General features: G+C 70.7%; 14 protein-coding genes. 7 read left to right on the top strand and 7 right to left on the bottom strand.

Going from position 1 to position 16,914, the window contains the following annotated elements; all coding sequences use genetic code 11:
- Window positions 1-61: 61 nt before the first annotated feature.
- Window positions 62-967, top strand: coding sequence for an endonuclease/exonuclease/phosphatase family protein (locus H9658_RS00750; RefSeq protein WP_191824015.1), 906 nt, complete (start codon window positions 62-64; stop codon window positions 965-967).
- A gap of 33 nt (window positions 968-1,000) precedes the next feature.
- Here H9658_RS00750 and H9658_RS00745 read toward each other — a convergent pair whose 3' ends face one another.
- Both H9658_RS00745 and H9658_RS00740 read right to left on the bottom strand, forming a co-directional pair.
- The gene (locus H9658_RS00745) at window positions 1,001-1,618 is read right to left on the bottom strand and encodes a response regulator (RefSeq protein ID WP_179565666.1); all 618 of its coding nucleotides are present in this window, start codon (window positions 1,616-1,618) and stop codon (window positions 1,001-1,003) included.
- A gap of 45 nt (window positions 1,619-1,663) precedes the next feature.
- On the bottom strand, window positions 1,664-4,669 hold the full coding sequence (locus H9658_RS00740) for a sensor histidine kinase (protein WP_191824014.1): 3,006 nt from the start codon (window positions 4,667-4,669) through the stop codon (window positions 1,664-1,666).
- Between the two features lie 177 nt (window positions 4,670-4,846).
- On the opposite strand from H9658_RS00740, the gene H9658_RS00735 reads away from it, so the two are divergent.
- Both H9658_RS00735 and H9658_RS00730 read left to right on the top strand, forming a co-directional pair.
- Window positions 4,847-5,245: a hypothetical protein gene (locus tag H9658_RS00735; protein ID WP_179565271.1), complete on the top strand. Its 399-nt coding sequence runs from the start codon at window positions 4,847-4,849 to the stop codon at window positions 5,243-5,245.
- Window positions 5,246-5,388: 143 nt separating this feature from the next.
- Window positions 5,389-5,880: a helix-turn-helix domain-containing protein gene (locus tag H9658_RS00730; protein ID WP_191824013.1), complete on the top strand. Its 492-nt coding sequence runs from the start codon at window positions 5,389-5,391 to the stop codon at window positions 5,878-5,880.
- A 60-nt stretch (window positions 5,881-5,940) separates the two neighbouring features.
- On the opposite strand, the gene H9658_RS00725 is transcribed toward H9658_RS00730, so the two are convergent.
- Window positions 5,941-6,552 carry a superoxide dismutase gene (locus H9658_RS00725; protein ID WP_179565274.1) on the bottom strand — a complete coding sequence of 204 codons (612 nt, stop codon included), beginning with the start codon at window positions 6,550-6,552 and terminating at the stop codon, window positions 5,941-5,943.
- 333 nt (window positions 6,553-6,885) lie between these two features.
- Here H9658_RS00725 and H9658_RS00720 point away from each other — a divergent pair, with 333 nt between their 5' ends.
- Window positions 6,886-7,359 carry a ribonuclease domain-containing protein gene (locus H9658_RS00720; RefSeq protein WP_191824012.1) on the top strand — a complete coding sequence of 158 codons (474 nt, stop codon included), beginning with the start codon at window positions 6,886-6,888 and terminating at the stop codon, window positions 7,357-7,359.
- Window positions 7,356-7,856, top strand: coding sequence for a barstar family protein (locus H9658_RS00715; protein ID WP_179565278.1), 501 nt, complete (start codon window positions 7,356-7,358; stop codon window positions 7,854-7,856). The genes H9658_RS00720 and H9658_RS00715 overlap by 4 nt, the downstream gene beginning before the upstream one ends.
- Before the next feature lie 685 nt (window positions 7,857-8,541).
- Here the strand turns inward: H9658_RS00715 and H9658_RS00710 are convergent.
- Window positions 8,542-10,440 (bottom strand): ATP-binding cassette domain-containing protein, encoded by a 1,899-nt coding sequence (locus H9658_RS00710; RefSeq protein WP_191824011.1) that lies wholly within the window; start codon window positions 10,438-10,440, stop codon window positions 8,542-8,544.
- 129 nt (window positions 10,441-10,569) lie between these two features.
- Here H9658_RS00710 and dbpA point away from each other — a divergent pair, with 129 nt between their 5' ends.
- Both dbpA and H9658_RS00700 read left to right on the top strand, forming a co-directional pair.
- Window positions 10,570-11,946, top strand: coding sequence for an ATP-dependent RNA helicase DbpA (gene dbpA / locus H9658_RS00705; protein ID WP_191824010.1), 1,377 nt, complete (start codon window positions 10,570-10,572; stop codon window positions 11,944-11,946).
- Window positions 11,943-12,461, top strand: coding sequence for a DUF6985 domain-containing protein (locus H9658_RS00700; RefSeq protein ID WP_191824009.1), 519 nt, complete (start codon window positions 11,943-11,945; stop codon window positions 12,459-12,461). Before dbpA ends, H9658_RS00700 begins: the two co-directional genes overlap by 4 nt.
- 122 nt (window positions 12,462-12,583) lie before the next feature.
- Here H9658_RS00700 and H9658_RS00695 read toward each other — a convergent pair whose 3' ends face one another.
- The 3 genes from H9658_RS00695 to H9658_RS00685 form a co-directional block, all read right to left on the bottom strand.
- Window positions 12,584-12,934, bottom strand: coding sequence for a hypothetical protein (locus tag H9658_RS00695; protein ID WP_191824008.1), 351 nt, complete (start codon window positions 12,932-12,934; stop codon window positions 12,584-12,586).
- A gap of 223 nt (window positions 12,935-13,157) precedes the next feature.
- Entirely contained in the window at window positions 13,158-13,715 is a 558-nt protein-coding gene (locus H9658_RS00690) for an adenine phosphoribosyltransferase (RefSeq protein ID WP_179565288.1), read from the bottom strand.
- A gap of 81 nt (window positions 13,716-13,796) precedes the next feature.
- Window positions 13,797-16,910, bottom strand: a complete 3,114-nt coding sequence (locus H9658_RS00685) for an efflux RND transporter permease subunit (RefSeq protein WP_179565290.1) — start codon at window positions 16,908-16,910, stop codon at window positions 13,797-13,799.
- Between the last annotated feature and the right edge of the window lie 4 nt (window positions 16,911-16,914).

Genomic DNA, 16,914 nt, shown 5'->3' with positions numbered 1-16,914 from the left:
CCGCAGCGCCGCGTGTCCGTGTACACGCGGCGCTGAAGCCGCAGGTCCTAGCATCCAGCGCATGACGCGCACGCCCGGGACTCCACGACGACGGCATCGCCTCGGCTGGCTGCTGCTGGCCCTGGTGACGCATGCGGGCGCGCAAGCGCTGCCCGCCGGCTTGCCGGTGCCGCCGCCTGCGCCCGCGGCGACGCTCAGCGTGGTCAGCCTCAATCTCGATCAGGACCGCAACGACTGGCCCGCGCGCCGCGGGCGCCTCGTCGATGCGCTGCAACGGCTGCAACCCGATGCGATCGCGCTGCAGGAAGTGCTGCAGACCTCCGCGTTGCCGAACCAGGCGCAATGGCTGGCCGCGCAGCTCGGCTACCACTGCCATTTCATCAGCGCCGATCCGCCGAGCCGGCCGCAACGCCGCGGCAATGCGCTGCTGACCCGGTTACCGGTACTGGAAGAAGCGGAGACCCTGTTGCATCCGTTCGAGGACTACAGCGTGGCCGGTCTGGTCCGCGTGGACCTGCACGGGCAGCCGGTGAACCTGTACTTCACCCGCCTGCATGCCGAGCGCGACGGTGGCGCCAGCCGCCGCGAACAGGCCGACGACCTGATGGCGTGGATCGATGCCACCGCCGAAGGCGTGCCCTCGCTGCTGGCCGGCGGCTTCTACGCCGCCGCCGACGCACCGGAACTGGCGCCGCTGGCCGCGCGCTTCGGCGACAGCGACGCGCGCCTGCGCGGCGCCGGCAACGACGCGCCGCGCAACGGCCTGGATCCGCACCTGTTCGCGCTGGCCGCGCAGGCCGACCATGTGTTCTTCGAACGCGACCGCTTCCGTCCGCTGCGCAGCGCGCGGCTGCTGCCGCGAACGCCGGGCGCCGCGCGTGGCGCCGACCCGCGCGGCCTGCTGGTGGCGCTGCAACCGCTGGATCCGCTGCCGGCGGACGCGGCCCCGCCGTTGCCGGTGCCTTGACCGCAGCGCGCGCGACGGCGCGCGCCGCTCTGCCTACAGTTCGATGATGCCGCGCTTGACCGCGATCGCCACCGCATGAGTGCGGTCGCGTGCGCCGAGCTTGCACAGGATGTTCTTCATGTGCGCCTTGACCGTCTCCTCGGCGATCGACAGCAGCGCGGCGATGGCCTTGTTGGAGTTGCCCGCGGCCACGCTCTGCAGCACCTGGATTTCGCGCGCGGACAGGCTGTCGCCGAGCAGGTGTTCGGCGATCCCCGCCGCCACTTCGGCCTGCACCTGGCGCCGGCCCTGGTGCACCGCGCGCACCGTGTCGACCAGTTCGCGGCGCAGCCCGCTCTTGAGCAGATAGCCGCTGGCGCCGGCTTCCAGCGCGCGCACCGCCTGCACGTCGCCGCGCGAGGCGGTGACCACCACGATCCGCGCCTGCGGGAATTCCTTGCGCAGGGCGACGATCACCTCGATGCCGCCGAGGCCGGGCAACTGCAGGTCCAGCAGCACCAGGTCCGGGCGCAGCGTGCGATAGGCCTGCAGCGCCTGCAGGCCATCGGCAGCCTCGCCGACCAGTTGCAGGTCCGGTTGCGCGGCCAGCACCGCGGCCATGCCCTCGCGCAGCAGCGGATGGTCGTCGACGACGAGGATGCGGATCGGCATCGGCAACACCTCGTTCACTTCGGCTCGCTCACTTCACGTCTCACTTCATTCGGTTCCCGCCAGCCACTGGCGCAGGCGGCACCATAGCCGGTTTCGCGCCGGTTCGCGGTAGGCGCGGCGCGCCGGCAGGCGCAGATTGAGCTCGGTGCCCATGCCGGGCCGCGACCACACATCCAGGCGCGCCTCGATGCGCCGCGCGCGCTCCTGCATGCCGGTCAGTCCCCAATGCCCGGCGCGGCCGCCGGCGGCCAGCACCTGCGGCTCGATGCCGCGGCCGTCGTCGCGGAAACGCAGCCGCAGCGCATCGCGGCCGTAGGCGATCTCGACCTCGATGCTGCTCGCCTGCGCATGCCGGAACGCGTTGAGCAGCGCCTCGCGGCCGAGCTGGTACAACTCGTCGGCGACCAGCGGCTGCAGCGGCAGCGGCGCGCCTTCGACCAGCACCCGCCGCTGCACCTGCGATTGCGCGCCCAGTTCCTCGAGCATGTCGGCGAAGGCGGTCGGCAGCGAGGGCGTGTTCCCGGCGCTGGCGCGCAAGCCCTCGACCCGGTCGCGCCCCTGCTCCAGCGCCTGTTCGGCGCGATCGAGCGTGCTCTCCAGTTCGCGCCGCAGCGGCGCGCCGGCCGGCAGCGTGCCCAGCGCCGCATGGGTGCGCAGGATCAGGCCCTGGTAGCCCTGCAGCAAGGTGTCGTGCAGTTCGCGGGCGATGCGTTCGCGCTCCTGGTAGCGCTCTTCCAGCCGCAGCCGCAGCCGCGTGGCCAGCTGGCGCATGCGCAGCAGGTACAGCGCCGACAAGGCCAGCAGCAGCGCCAGCGCGCACAGCAGCCAGAACGCAGGGGTCTGCACGAAGCGCGGCGCGATGCCGAAGCGCAGCGTGGCGCCCTGCGTGTTCCAGACCCCGTCGTTGTTGGCGGCGATGACCTGGAAGCGGTACTGCCCGGGGCGCAGGTTGGTGTAGAACGCCTCGCGGCGCGCGCCGGCATCGCGCCAGGTCTCGTCCACGCCGTCCAGGCGGAAGCGGAAACGCATCCGCTCCGGCGAGGTCAGGCTGGTCGCGGTGTAGGCGATCTGCACCCGCGTGGTGCCCTTGGGCAACAGCAGCGGCGCGTCCAGCGGCAGCGGCCGCTCGTTAGCGAACAGCGCGCGCACGAACACCTGCGGCGGCCACGGGTTGCGCCACAGGCGCCGGGTGTCGATCCAGGCCAGGCCCTGGCTGGTGGCCAGCCAGACCAGGCCGTCGCCGTCGCGCGCCGCGGTGCCGCTGCGGCTGGCCTGCACCGCCAGGCCGGGCAAGCCGTCGGCGGCACCGTAGTAGGCCGGTTGCAGCGTCGCCGCGGCGGCGCCGAGCGCCGCATCGAGCTGGCGCCGGCCGATCCGCGACACGCCGACGGCACCGTTGAGCCACAGCTCGCCGTCCTCGCTCTCGGCGATGCCGGTGATGCCGCGCAAGCCCGGTGCGCGCGACGGCGGCAATGTCGCGAAGCGCGCGCCCTGCCATTGCGCGATGCCCAGCTCGCCGGCCACCAGCAGCGCGCCGGCGCCGGCATGGATGGTATTGACCCGGCCGACCTGCACGCCGTCGCCGGCCGCGAACGCGCGGACCCGCCCGCCCTGCAACTGCCGCACTTCCCCGGATGCGTAGCCAAACCAGTAGCGGCCTTGCGCGTCCTCGGCGATCGCGGTGCAGGTCGCCGGCGGCAGCAGCGCCTGCCGCGTCCATTGCCCGGCGCGGTAGCGGAACACGCCGTGCTCGGCGATCGCGACCCAGGCGTCGCCGGCGCGATCGGACAGGAACGCGCGCACCTGCCGCGGCGCGAACCCGTTCGGCAACGCGACCTCCTCGCGGCGCCCGTGGCGCAGCCGCAGCATGGCGTCGGCGCCGAGCACCCAGCCACTGTCGCGCAGCCGCGCGTACTCCTGCGCCAGCGGTTCGCCGCGCAGCAGCCGCTCGGCACTGGCGCGGTCGGCGCGGAACATGCCCTGCGGGTCGGAGACCAGCACGCTGCCGTCGGGCTGCGCATGCACTTCGACCTCGCCGGCCTCGGCACCGGGCTGGCCGGGCAGCGCCATCACGTTGCGCTGGCGGTAGCGGTTGAGACCTAGCGTGCTGCCGATCCAGACATTGCCCTCCTTGTCCTCCAGCACCGGCGCGGCGAAGTCCGAGGCCAGCCCGTCGCTGCGGCGCAACCGCTCCAGCCGCGGCGCGCGCGGATCGTCCAGCACCACCCGCACCGCGCCGCGCGCCTGGAAATCGGACAGCCACAGGCTGCCGTCGCGGGCGAAGCCCATGCGCCGTGCCGCCAGACCGCGCAGCGCCGGCACGGCGAGCTGCGCCGTCGGCGGCAGCAACGTGCCGTCGGCATCGGCGATGACGCGGGTGCCGCCGCGCCGGTCCGACAGCCAGATGCGGCCGTCCGGGCTTTCGGCCAGCACCGCGTACAGCATGGTGGCGATGCCCGTGGACTCGAAGCGGCGTGCGCCCGGGCGCAGCCGCAGCACGCTGTCGCCGCTGCTCACCCACAGCACGCCGCGGCGGTCGCGCAGCAGCCAGTCGGCGCGTGCGGACGGATACCCCCAGTCGGCGCCGATCCGCTGCCAACGGCGGCCGTCGAAGCGGGCCAGCCCGGCCCAGGTCGCCGCCCACAGCGTGCCCTGGCCGTCCGTTTCCAAGCGCGCCACCGGCCCGGCCGGGAAGCCCTCGGCCGCGCCGAAGTTCAGCAGTCGGCCGCCTTGCAGCAGGCTGGCGCCGCCATCGAAATAGCCCAGCCACATGCGCCCGTCCGGCAACACGGTCAGCGCGGTCACGTTCTGCGACAGCAGCTGCGCGCCATGCGCCGGCTCGCGGCGCTCGAAGCGCTCGCCATCGAAGCGGTACAGGCCGAACCCGGTGGCCATCCACAGATAGCCGTCGCCCGACTGCGCCAGCGCCCACACGTCCGCCGGCGCGCCCTGCTCCACTCGCCAGGCGGTGTTGTGCAGCGGCGTCGGCCGCAACGGCGTCGGTGTGGCCGCGGCAAGCGTCGCCGCGAAGGCCAGGCCGAGCACCAGCACGGCGCCCGCCCAAAGCCGTCTTCGCAGACTTCGCACTGCGCTTTCTCTCGCTCGCAAAAAGGAAAAAACCGGATTTTCGACGGCTGCGCCGAACCCGCCAACGCCCCGATCGAGGGATGTTGCGCTGCCCCGAATACGGCTAGGCCGGCGTGCTGCGCCGGCCTTAGCCTGAGGGCCATGCAACGACTTTACTCCATGTTCCCCGGCGGCAGCGCCGGACTCGGGCTGCTGGCCCTGCGGCTGTTCCTGGCGCTGAGCCTATGGCCGTCCACCGCCGGCGGCGCCTGGGCATTGCCGCCGCACTGGCGCTGGGCGGCGCTGGCGCTGGCGCTGCTGGCGGCGGTCGGCGCGCTCACTCCGCTCGCCGCCGCGCTGGCCTGCGCAGTGCCGGCGCTGGCGTTGTGGCATGGCACGACCGTGGCGGGCAGCGCACTGCTGGCGGCACTGCCGGCGCTGGCACTGGCCCTGCTCGGGCCCGGAGCCTATTCGCTCGACGCACGCTGTTTCGGCCGGCGCCTGCTGGTGTTACCGCGCGAACCGGCACAGGCCTCGCAGCGGAATCCCCCGAACGGGTGAGCATCCGCTCTGCCGGAATGGGGTGGCCGCGCTGCGGTGCCGGCAGCAGCATGGACAGGTCCCGGAACCGCATCCACGCGCATGCCGCAGGCGCCAGCCGAGATCGCGCGCGTGCGTTTCCGGCGCTTCCCAGGAGACACGCCATGCCCCGCCCCCACGCTCCCGCCCAACGCTCCACCGCCACCGATCGCCCGCCCGCCGCCAGCGCCGCCGGCAAAGGCCTGCGCCCGTGCGCACTGGCCCGCGCCCAACGCTACATCGACCACCATCTGGCCGAGCGCATCGGCCTGGCCGACATCGCCAACGCCGCCTGCGTCAGCCGCTACCACTTCGCGCGCATGTTCCGCCTGAGTACCGGCCACAGCCCGATGCAATACCTGCTGCAGCGGCGGATCGAACGCGCCCGGCAACTGCTGTTGAGCGGACGCCATTCGGTCAGCACCGTGGCCTACGAACTCGGCTTCTTCGACCAGAGCCATTTCGTCAACAGCTTCCGCCGCGTCACCGGCGCGACCCCGGGCTGGTATGCGCGGCACAACCGCGACAGCGCCGGTACCGGCACGCCGGCCGCGGTGCCCGGCAATGGTGCCGAGCGTGCGCCCGTCACCGCCAGGCTATGCCTGCCGGCCGCCTGAGCGCACAAAACGAAAGGCCGGGCGAACCCGGCCTTTCGATCCACGGCGCTGCCGGCGCGATCAGGCGATCGCGGCGTGATAGCGGCGCTCGACTTCGTTCCAGTCCACCACATTGAAGAACGCGCCGATGTAGTCCGGGCGGCGGTTCTGGTACTTCAGGTAGTAGGCGTGTTCCCACACGTCCAGGCCCAGGATCGGAGTGTTGCCCTCGAACAGCGGGCTGTCCTGGTTGGCGGTGCTTTCGACCACGATCTTCTTGTCCGGGGTCACGCTCAGCCATGCCCAGCCGCTGCCGAAGCGGGTCAGCGCGGCCTTGGTGAAGGCTTCCTTGAACTTGTCGAAGCCGCCGAGCTGGCTGTCGATCGCCTTGGCGACCTCGCCGACCGGGGTGCCGCCGGCGTTGGGCGCCATCACCGTCCAGAACAGCGAATGGTTGGCGTGGCCGCCGCCGTTGTTGCGCACCGGACCCTGCAGATTCTCCGGCAGCGACTTCAGCTTGGACACCAGCGCCTCGACCGGCAGGTCGGCGTACTCGGTGCCTTCCAGCGCGGCATTGACGTTGTTGATGTAGGTCTGGTGATGCTTGGTGTGATGGATTTCCATCGTCTGCGCATCGATGTGCGGTTCCAGCGCGTCGTAAGCGTAGGGCAGCTTGGGGAGGGTGTAGGCCATGTGGTTCTCCTGGACGTTCGCCCGCCGGAAGGACGGACGTTGCATGATGAATGGTAGGGACGACCGGCGACCATACCAAGACCGGCGTTGGGGAAACATCGTCCCATCGCGCAGCGGCAGTGCCGGCCGCCGCCGCGGATCGGCGGCTACCATGCGCCAGCACCCGGTTAGTCGCATGTGAATCGCGCGTTGCAGCCGCGTCCGCGGCGCTGGCGCGACGCCAGGCCAGCATTGCTGGCGCGTGGTTAAGAGCACGAACAGCCGCGCTCGCCCATACTGTGCCGCTGCTGCGCCAGAACGCGGCGCCCGCCGTTCTCGCTGGAGCTTCCCCCGATGCGCAAGCCCGTGTTACTGATCGCCGCGATCGTGCTGCTCGCCGCCGGGCTGTGGGGCATCCGCGCATTGCAGCAGCCGCCGCATCCGCAGTTCGCGCCCGCGCTCACCAACCCCGCTCCGCTGCCGGCACCTGCGCCGGCCCAGCCGCCGGCCACGCCGGCCGCGAGCGCGGACGCCACGCTGCCGGCGTTCCTGCCGCCCGAAGCGCGCACCACCATCGCCCTGATCCAGCGCGGCGGTCCGTTCCCGCACCGCCAGGACGGCAGCGTGTTCGGCAACCGCGAAAACCGGCTGCCGTCACGCCCGCGCGGCTACTATCGCGAATACACCGTCGACACGCCGGGGCTGGAGCACCGCGGGACGCGGCGCATCGTCACCGGCGGCGACCCGCCGGACGTCTGGTACTACAGCGACGACCACTACGCCAGTTTCCGCAGTTTCAGCATCGCCTCCGGGAGGCCGTCGCCATGAACACTTTCAATTTTTCGCTGAACCTGGCCGAGCCGGCCGCATCCGGCGTCTACCGCGTCGCCAACAGCGACCTGGACAGCATCGCCGCGCTCGGCCGCGACGCCGGCCTGCGGCTGTGCCGGATCGACCTGCAGGGCTGCAGCAGCAAGCCGATGCTGCTGATGCGGCTGGCCGCGCAGTTGGACTTCCCGATCGGCTTCGGCCGCAACTGGGATGCCTTGATGGACGGCCTGCGCGACCTGTCGTGGCTGCCGGCCAAGGGCGGCTATGCGCTGCTGCTGGAAGACGCGGCCGAGCTGCAATCGGTGGCGAAGAAGGATTTCGACGTGCTGCTGGAACTGCTCGACGACGTGGCCAAGGAATGGGCGCAGGACGGCATCGCCTTCGTCGCCTTCGTCGGCCTGCTGACCGGCGACGAGGCCGAATCCGACGAGCGCGACAGCCAGGCCGATGATCTGGACGAAGACGACGACGAAGAGGAAGCCGCCTCGCGCTGAGCGGAGCGCCGGCTGCGCAGTCGCGCGGCTGGCGCCGCTTCAATGCTGAAATCCCGCCCAAGGTGCACCCAGCACGCTGGCCGCAAGACTTTGTAGGAGCGGCTTCAGCCGCGACGGACGAAGCCGCGAAGTCGCCGCAACCGAACCGCGCCGGGACTGAAGTCCCTCCCACAGCGCACCCAGCACGCTGGCCGCGAGACTTTGTAGGAGCGGCTTCAGCCGCGACGAACGAAGCGGCGAAGTCGCCGCAACCGAACCGCGCCGGGACTGAAGTCCCTCCCACAGTGCACCCAGCACGCTGGCCGCGAGACTTTGTAGGAGCGGCTTCAGCCGCGACGGACGAAGCGGCGAAGTCGCCGCAACCGCACCGCGCCGGGACTGAAGTCCCTCCCACAGTGCACCCAGCACGCAGGCCACGAGACTTTGTAGGAGCGGCTTCAGCCGCGACGAACGAAGCGGCGGAGTCGCCGCAACCGGACCGCGTCGGGACTGAAGTCCCTCACACAGTGCACCTATCCAACTCGGCGCCAGTTCCCTGTGGGAGCGACTTCAGTCGCGACGCGCGAAGCGGTGGACTCTCCGGCTTCGGATGCTGTAGTGACTGAAGTCCCCCTGCAGCCCCACAGTGCGCCAGCCAGCCGATGGCAAGCGCCTGTAGCAGAGAACGCCCCTTAAACCGGCGCCGCTACGCGTCCAGCTCGCTCCAGCGCGCATAGGCCGCGTCCAGCTCGGCCTGCGCCTGGGTCAGCGCCTGCGTATGCGCGGTCACCGCCGCCGCATCGCGCTGGTAGAACGACGACTCCGTCATCGCCGCGGTCAATGCCGCGACCTGCTGCTCCAGGGTCTCGATCCGCGCCGGCAACTGCTCCAGCTCGCGCGCATCCTTGTAGCTGAGCTTGCGCTTGGCCGCCGGCGCCGCGGCAGCGGCGGGCGCTGCCACTGAAGGCGCGGTCGCCGCCGCGGTGGCCGAGGCCTTGGCCACCGCCATCGCGCTGGCCGGCGGCGCGGCGCGCTGGCGCACCCAGTCGCTGTAGCCACCGACGTACTCGCCGATGCGGCCGTCGCCTTCCATCACCATGGTCGAGGTCACCACGTTGTCGATGAAGTCGCGGTCGTGGCTGACCAGCAGCAAGGTGCCGGTGTAGTCGCCGAGCAGCTCTTCCAGCAGCTCCAGCGTCTCCACGTCCAGGTCGTTGGTCGGTTCATCCATCACCAGCAGGTTCGACGGCTGCGCGAACAGCCGCGCCAGCAGCAGGCGGTTGCGCTCGCCGCCGGACAGGCGGGTGATCGGCGCGCGCGCGCGTTCCGGAGTGAACAGGAAATCCTGCAGATAGCCGTGCACATGCTTGCGCTTGCCGTTGACCTCGATGAAGTCGCGGCCCTCGGCGACGTTCTCGATCGCGCTCCAGTCCTCGCGCAAGGTGGCGCGGTACTGGTCGAAATACGCCACCTGCAGGTTGGTACCGGTGCGGACCTCGCCGCTGCCCGGGGTCAGCTCGCCCAGCAGCAGCTTCAGCAGCGTGGTCTTGCCGCTGCCGTTGGGGCCGATCAGGCCGATGCGGTCGCCGCGCAGGATGGTGCTGGAGAAATCGCGCACCATGGTCCGCGCGCCGAAGGCGAAACTCAGCTCCTTGGCCTCGATCACCTTCTTGCCCGAAGACTCGCCCTGCGCCGCCTCCATGCGCACGTTGCCGCCGAGTTCGCGGCGCTGGGTGCGCTCGTTGCGCATCGATTCCAGGCGCCGCACGCGGCCTTCGTCGCGGGTGCGGCGCGCCTTGATGCCCTGGCGGATCCACACTTCTTCCTGCGCCAGCATCTTGTCGAAGCGCGCATTCTCCTGCGCCTGCGCATTGAGCCGCTCCTCGCGGCGGCGCTCGTAGTTGGCCCAGTCGCCGGGCCAGCTGGTGACCTGGCCGCGGTCGATCTCGACGATGCGCGTCGCCAGGGCACGCAGGAAGCGCCGGTCGTGGGTGACGAACACCACGCTGCCGTTCCAGCCTTTCAGGAACAGTTCCAGCCAGTCGATCGCCTCGATATCCAGGTGGTTGGTCGGCTCGTCGAGCAGCAGCAGGTCCGGCGCCGACACCAGCGCACGCGCCAGCAGCACGCGCCGCTTCATGCCGCCGGACAGCCGCGCGAACTCGGCGTCGCCGTCCAGGTCGAGCCGGGTCAGGGTCTCGTTGACCCGCTGGTCCAGCGCCCAGCCGTTGGCGCCGTCGATCTTGGACTGCACCGCGCCCAGCGCGTCGCCGTCGAACTCGGCGGCGTGGCTGAGCCGGTGGAACTCGGCCAGCCAGTGGCCGAGCTCGCCCAGGCCGTCGGCGACCACGTCGAACACGCTGCCGGCGGCGCCGTGCGGCACCTCCTGCTCCAGCCGCGCGATGCGCACGCCCTGCTGGACGCGAATCTCGCCATCGTCGGGCTTGAGCTCGCCGGCGATCAGTTTCATCAAGGTCGATTTGCCGGCGCCGTTGCGGCCGATCAGGGCGATACGCTCGCCCGGCTCGATCGACAGTTCGGTCTTTTCCAGCAACAAGGGGCCGCCGACGCTGTAGTCGACGTTCTGTAGGGTGATAAGAGGCATGGGGGAATTGTACGGGACTCGGGACTCGGGACTCGGGACCAAGAGCGCAGACGGCCGCGGTTGGCCGCGCGTTGCTCTGGATTTGCCGAGTCCCCGGTCCCGAGTCCCCAGTCCCGGCTAAAATGCGCCATGAACGATTTCGACACCCTGTCCCTCTCCCCGGCGCTGGCGCCGGGCATCGACGCGCTCGGCTACACCACGATGACCCCGGTGCAGGCGCAGAGCCTGCCGCCGATCCTGGCCGGCCAGGACGTCATCGTGCAGGCGCCCACCGGCAGCGGCAAGACCGCGGCGTTCGGCCTGGGCCTGCTGCACAAGCTGGACCCGGCGCTGAGCCGCGCGCAGGCGCTGGTGCTGTGCCCGACCCGCGAACTGGCCGACCAGGTCGGCAAGCAGCTGCGCAAGCTGGCCACCGGCATTCCCAACATGAAGCTGGTGGTGCTGACCGGCGGCATGCCGCTGGGCCCGCAGCTGGCCTCGCTGGAGGCGCACGACCCGCAGGTGGTGGTCGGCACGCCCGGGCGCATCCAGGAGCTTGCGCGCAAGCGCGCGCTGCACCTGGGCGGGGTGCGCACGCTGGTGCTGGACGAGGGCGACCGCATGCTCGACATGGGCTTCGAGGAGCCGATCCGCGAGATCGCCAGCCGCTGCGACAAGCACCGCCAGAGTCTGCTGTTCTCGGCCACCTTCCCCGACGCGATCCGCACCCTGGCGCGCGAACTGCTGAAGGAGCCGGCGGAAATCACCATCGAAGGCGCCGACAGCGCGCCGGAGATCGAGCAGCAGTTCTTCGAAGTCGACCCCACCTACCGGCAGAAAGCGGTGGCCGGGCTGCTGCTGCGCTTCACCCCCGAGTCCAGCGTGGTGTTCTGCAACACCCGCAAGGAGGTCGACGAGGTGGCCGGCTCGCTGCAGCAGTTCGGCTTCTCGGCGCTGGCGCTGCACGGCGACATGGAACAGCGCGACCGCGACGAGGTGCTGGTGCGCTTCGTCAACCGCAGCTGCAACGTGCTGGTCGCCAGCGACGTGGCCGCGCGCGGACTGGACGTGGAGGACCTGGCGGCGGTGCTCAACTACGAACTGCCGACCGATACCGAAACCTACCGCCACCGCATCGGCCGCACCGCGCGTGCCGGCAAGCGCGGCCTGGCACTGAGCCTGGTGGCGCCGCGCGAGCTGGCGCGCGCGCAGGCGCTGGAGGCCGAACAGGGCCAGCCGCTGCGCTGGTCGCGCGCACCGCTGGCCACCGCGCGCCCGGCGCAGCTGCCGCAGGCGGCGATGGTCACGTTGCGCATCGACGGCGGCAAGACCGACAAGCTGCGCGCCGGCGACATCCTCGGCGCGCTGACCGGCGATGCCGGCCTGTCGGGCGCGGCGATCGGCAAGATCGCGATCTACGCGACCCGCTCCTATGTCGCCATCGCCCGCGAGCATGCCGGCCGCGCGCTGGGACAACTGCAGGCGGGCAAGATCAAGGGCCGCCGGTTCCGGGTCAGCAAGCTGTGAGCTTGCTGGCGCAGATATTGGCGTCGCTGGACGAGGACGAGGACGGCACCGCCTGGAGCGATGCGGTGCCGGTGCGCTGGATGCGCGCGGACTGCAGTTTCGTCCTCGAAGACTATGCCGCCGATCCGGCGCAGGCCGACTTCGGTGCCGCCATCGAAGCGTTTCTGCACATCGACGATGCGGTGTTCGCCGCCGCCGCGACGCACGTGTTCGCGTATTACCAACGCATGCACGCCTTGCACGAAAAGCACGGCTTGCCCTCGCCGCGCGTCGACGACCAGGCGCAGGTGTGGCAGCACGTCCAGTTCGGCAGCGAGGCCTATGCCAGCCGCTATCGCGACGGCCGGATCCGCATCAGCCTGGAATGCAACTGCGACTGGGAACAGGAACACGGACTGCAACTGGTGTTCACGCACGACGGACGGATCTGCAAGGTCGGCCCGTTCGATGGGCACCTGAGCCACGCCGACGCCTACGCCGACCCCAGCCTGGAAACGGTGGTCTATCCGCACTGATGCGGCGTCGCGCGGGGATCGCGATCGCAGCGGTCCCTGCGAGCACGCTGCCGCCGATGGCCGCTCGCTCGTCGACGATCGGCTCCAAAGCGCACCCGACGTCGGTGCCGGCCTCGACCCGCTCAGCGCAGCCGCACGATCCGCGACCACTGCCGCAGCGGATGCGCCCCGCCCCTGCCGCGCCGGCTGCGGCGCAGGTGGATGATCGGCAGCGCCAGCGCCGCGCCCAGCAGCAGCGCCAGCGCTAACCAGGCGCGCAGCTGCGCCGGCGGTTCGAACAGCACCGCGTACAGCAGCAGGGTCAGCGCCAGCAGCACCGGTGTGGTCTTGCCGCTGGCGTAGACGCAGCGGCCCAGACGCGAAGCGGCGATCGCCGCTGTGCCGCCCGGCCAGATCGCCACGAGCAATGCCGAGACCAGCTTGGCCAGCGCGAATGCGGCCGCCAAGGCCAGCAACAGCGTTTGTCCGTTCATCGTGCCACCACCCGTCGCATGCCGATCGCATGCGGAAAACGGTAAGCCACGCAGTTCGCGGGCGAATGCGCGCGGTTGACACATTCAGCCGCGGATCGACATCGCCCGCCAACGAGCGCTCGCCCGGCTCGATTGCCGCTGCCGCGGTAGTCCGTCGCCCTCGCCGTGCGCGCAGGACCGCGCGCCGCACACGACGACGTCCATCCGCACCGACCGTCCCGCCCTAGTACGTCAGCGTCGCCAACAGCGGCACCGCATCGCTCCAGCGCTCGCGCCCCTGCAGCGCCTGCAGCTCGACCAGCACCACCGCACCGACGATCTCCAGCTGCAGTTGCCGCGCCAGCGACAGCGCCGCGCGCAAGGTACCGCCGGTGGCGAGCACGTCGTCGACGATCAGCACCCGCGCGCCGGCCGGCAGCGCGTCGGCGTGCATCTCGATGCGGTCGCTGCCGTATTCAAGCGTGTAGTCCTGGGTCACCGTCCTGCCCGGCAGCTTGCCCGGCTTGCGGATCGGCACGAAACCGGTGCGCAGTTCGTGCGCCAGCGCCGCGCCCAGGATGAAGCCGCGCGACTCGATGCCCAGCACCGCGTCCAGCGGCGTGGTGCGCCAGGGACGCGCCATCTCGTCCAGCGCCGAGGCGAAATCCGGGCCGTCGGCCAGCAGCGGGGTGATGTCCTTGAACACGATGCCCGGCTTCGGGAAATCGGCGATATCGCGGATGCGTCCGGACCAGTGGGCCGGTGCGTCGCTGGGCGCGCCGCAGCAGGAGGAATCGTTCATCGGGACATCGCAGCGTGGGGAAGCGCTCATTTTAGGCGCAATGCGGCGCCGTGCAGCGCCGCCGCATTGCCCGTCTACGCCCTACCCGGCCTGCGTCTCCGCCGCCCGGCCATGCAGCAGGCGCCGCACCAGCACGAAGAACAGCGGCACCAGCAGCACCGCCAGCAGCGTGCCCGAGAGCATGCCGCCGATCACGCTGACGCCGATCTCGCGGCGGCTGGCCGCGCCGGCGCCGGTGGACAGCGCCAGCGGCAGCACGCCGGCGACGAACGCCAGCGAGGTCATCACGATCGGCCGCAGGCGCAACCGCGCGCCTTCCAGCGCCGCCTCCAGCAACGGCCGCCCGGCGCGCTGCTCGGCCTCGGCGAACTCGACGATCAGGATCGCGTTCTTCGCCGACAGGCCGATCGTGGTCAGCAGGCCGACCTGGAAATAGATGTCGTTGACGAAGCCGGCCAGGGTGGTCGCGGTGACCGTGCCGAGCACGCCCAGCGGGATCACCAGCAGCACCGCCACCGGAATCGACCAGCTCTCGTACAGCGCCGCCAGGCACAGGAAAATGAAGACGATCGAGGCGGTGTACAGCCACAGCGTCTGGTTGCTCGACAGCTGCTCCTGGTAGGACAGGCCGCTCCACTGCAGGTCGAAGCCCTTCTGCTTGGCGACCAGCGCCTGCATCCGCTGCATCGCCTCGCCGGAACTGCTGTCGGCCGCGGCCCCGCCCTGGATCTGCGACGCCGGCAGGCCGTTGAACCGCTGCTGCAGCTGCGGCCCGCGGGTCCAATGGGTGCTGGCGAAGCTGGCGAACGGCGCCATCTGCCCGTCCTTGCCGCGCACGTACCACTGGCCGATATCTTCCGGCAGCGAACGGTACGGCGCATCGCCCTGCACGTAGACGCGCTTGACCCGGCCGCGGTCGATGAAGTCGTTGACGTAGCTGCCGCCCCACGCGGTGGACAGCGTGGTGTTGATGTCGCTCTGCGCCAGCCCCAGCGCGCTGGCCTGGGCCTGGTCGATGTCCACCTGCAGCTGCGCCTTGTCGCCCAGCCCGTTGAGCCGCACCGCGGTCAGCTGCGGATCGTCGCCGGCCTCCTGCAGCACCTGCTGCTGCGCCTTCAGCAGCGCCGGGCGGCCGGCGCCGTCGCTGTCGCGGATCCACAGCTCGAAGCCGCTGGACTGGCCCAGGCCGCGCACCGCCGGCGGCGACAGCACGCTGATCTTGGCGTCGGCGGTGCCGCGGAAATACGCATTGGCGCGGTCGATGATCGCCTGCGCGGTGTTGTCGCGGTTGCGTTCGCCCCAGGGCCGCAGCGCGACGAAGGCCTGGCCGGCGTTCTGACCGGTGCCGGCGTTGTTGCGGCCGATCACCATGAACACCGCGGTGATGTTGTTCTTCTCGTGGGCCATGAAGTAATCGTTGATGCGCCGGCCCAGCGCCTCGGTCTTGGCCAGCGGCGTGCCCTCGGGCGTGGTGAACTGGATCTGCACCTGGCCCTGGTCCTCCACCGGCAGGAAGCCGGTCGGCATGCGCGCGTACAGCGCCGCCATCGCCAGCACGATCACCGCGTACAGCGCCATCCAGCGCCGTGGCTGCCGCAGCATCGTGCCGAGCCGGCGCTGGTAGGCGTGCTGGCTGCGCTCCACGCCGCGGTTGAACCAGCGGAAGAAGCGTCCGAGCTGGCGCTCCTTTTCCACCGGCTTGAGCAGGGTCGCGCACAGCGCCGGGGTCAGGGTCAGCGCGACCAGCGCCGACAGCGCCATCGCCGAGGCGATGGTGATCGAGAACTGGCGGTAGATGATGCCGGTGGAGCCGCCGAAGAACGCCATCGGCAGGAACACCGCACCCAGCACCACGGTGATGCCGATCAGCGCGCCGGTGATCTCGCCCATCGACTGCTCGGTCGCCTCGCGCGGCGGCAGATGCTGCTCGTGCATGATCCGCTCGACGTTCTCCACCACCACGATCGCATCGTCCACCAGCAGGCCGATCGCCAGCACCATCGCGAACAGGGTCAGCGTGTTGATGGTGAAGCCGGCCGCGGCGAGGATGCCGAACGTGCCCAGCAGCACCACCGGCACGGTGATCGCCGGGATCAGCGTGGCGCGGCCGTTCTGCAGGAACAGGAACATCACCACCACCACCAGCACGATCGCCTCGATCAGGGTGTGCACCACGCCCTCGATCGAGATCCGCACGAACGGCGTGCTGTCGCGCGGGTAGGCGACCTCCATGCCCGGCGGGAAGGTCGGCTTGAGCCGCTCGATGGTGGCGCGCACCGCGTCGGAGGTGGCCACCGCGTTGGCGCCGGAGGACAGCGTCACCGAGAAGCCGGACGCCGGATGGCCGTTGAGCGTGGCGCTGTTCTGGTAGTTCTCCGCGCCGATCTCCACCCGCGCCACGTCGCCCAGGCGCACGCTGGAGCCGTCGGCCTGGGTGGCCAGGATGATGGCGCGGAACTGCTCTGCGGTCTGCAGCCGCGACTGCGCGGTCACCGTGGCGTTGAGCTCCTGGTCGGCGCCGGTGGGCAGCGCGCCGAGTTCGCCAGCGGTGACCTGGGTGTTCTGCGCCTCGATCGCGCTGCGCACGTCGCCGGGCATCAGGTTGTAGGCGTTGAGCTTGTGTGGATCCATCCACACGCGCATCGCGTACTGCGCGCCGAACACGTTGATCTCGCCGACGCCGTTGATGCGGCTGATCGGGTCCTGCAGGGTGCTGATCAGGTAGTCGGAGATGTCGACGTTGTCCAGCCGGTCGGTGCTGTCGTACAGCGCCACCGCCATCAGGCTGTCGCCCTGCGACTTGGAGACGGTCACGCCCTGCTGCTGCACTTCCTGCGGCAGGCGGTTGAGTGCCTGGTTGACCGCGTTCTGCACCTGCACCTGGGCGATGTCGGGATTGGCGGCCTGGTCGAAGGTGATGCTGATCCGCGCCTGCCCGGACGAGGAACTGGTCGAGGAGAAGTACAGCAGGTGGTCGATGCCCTTGATCTGCTGCTCGATCACCTGGGTGACGCTGTCCTCCACCGTCTGCGCCGAGGCGCCGTTGTAGGTGGCGGTGACGTTGACCCCAGGCGGGGCGATGTCCGGATACTGCTCCACCGGCAGGGTGAACACGGCGATGGCGCCGGCGGCCATGATGCAGATCGCCAGCACCCAGGCGAAGATCGGGCGGGCGATGAAGAAGCGCGCGAGCATGCCG

Source organism: Xanthomonas bonasiae, from assembly GCF_014836395.1.
GTDB classification, from domain to species: Bacteria; Pseudomonadota; Gammaproteobacteria; order Xanthomonadales; family Xanthomonadaceae; genus Xanthomonas_A; species Xanthomonas_A bonasiae.
The sequence above is the reverse complement of the archived record's forward strand: the minus strand, read 5'-3'. Positions and strand labels throughout refer to the sequence as shown.

Coding starts and splice junctions, on each gene's coding strand:
- H9658_RS00750 (WP_191824015.1), top strand. CDS start 62: ATGACGCGCACGCCCGGGACTCCACGACGACGGCATCGCCTCGGCTGG.
- H9658_RS00745 (WP_179565666.1), bottom strand. CDS start 1,618: ATGCCGATCCGCATCCTCGTCGTCGACGACCATCCGCTGCTGCGCGAG.
- H9658_RS00735 (WP_179565271.1), top strand. CDS start 4,847: ATGCAACGACTTTACTCCATGTTCCCCGGCGGCAGCGCCGGACTCGGG.
- H9658_RS00730 (WP_191824013.1), top strand. CDS start 5,389: ATGCCCCGCCCCCACGCTCCCGCCCAACGCTCCACCGCCACCGATCGC.
- H9658_RS00725 (WP_179565274.1), bottom strand. CDS start 6,552: ATGGCCTACACCCTCCCCAAGCTGCCCTACGCTTACGACGCGCTGGAA.
- H9658_RS00720 (WP_191824012.1), top strand. CDS start 6,886: ATGCGCAAGCCCGTGTTACTGATCGCCGCGATCGTGCTGCTCGCCGCC.
- H9658_RS00715 (WP_179565278.1), top strand. CDS start 7,356: ATGAACACTTTCAATTTTTCGCTGAACCTGGCCGAGCCGGCCGCATCC.
- H9658_RS00710 (WP_191824011.1), bottom strand. CDS start 10,440: ATGCCTCTTATCACCCTACAGAACGTCGACTACAGCGTCGGCGGCCCC.
- dbpA (WP_191824010.1), top strand. CDS start 10,570: ATGAACGATTTCGACACCCTGTCCCTCTCCCCGGCGCTGGCGCCGGGC.
- H9658_RS00695 (WP_191824008.1), bottom strand. CDS start 12,934: ATGAACGGACAAACGCTGTTGCTGGCCTTGGCGGCCGCATTCGCGCTG.
- H9658_RS00690 (WP_179565288.1), bottom strand. CDS start 13,715: ATGAACGATTCCTCCTGCTGCGGCGCGCCCAGCGACGCACCGGCCCAC.
- H9658_RS00685 (WP_179565290.1), bottom strand. CDS start 16,910: ATGCTCGCGCGCTTCTTCATCGCCCGCCCGATCTTCGCCTGGGTGCTG.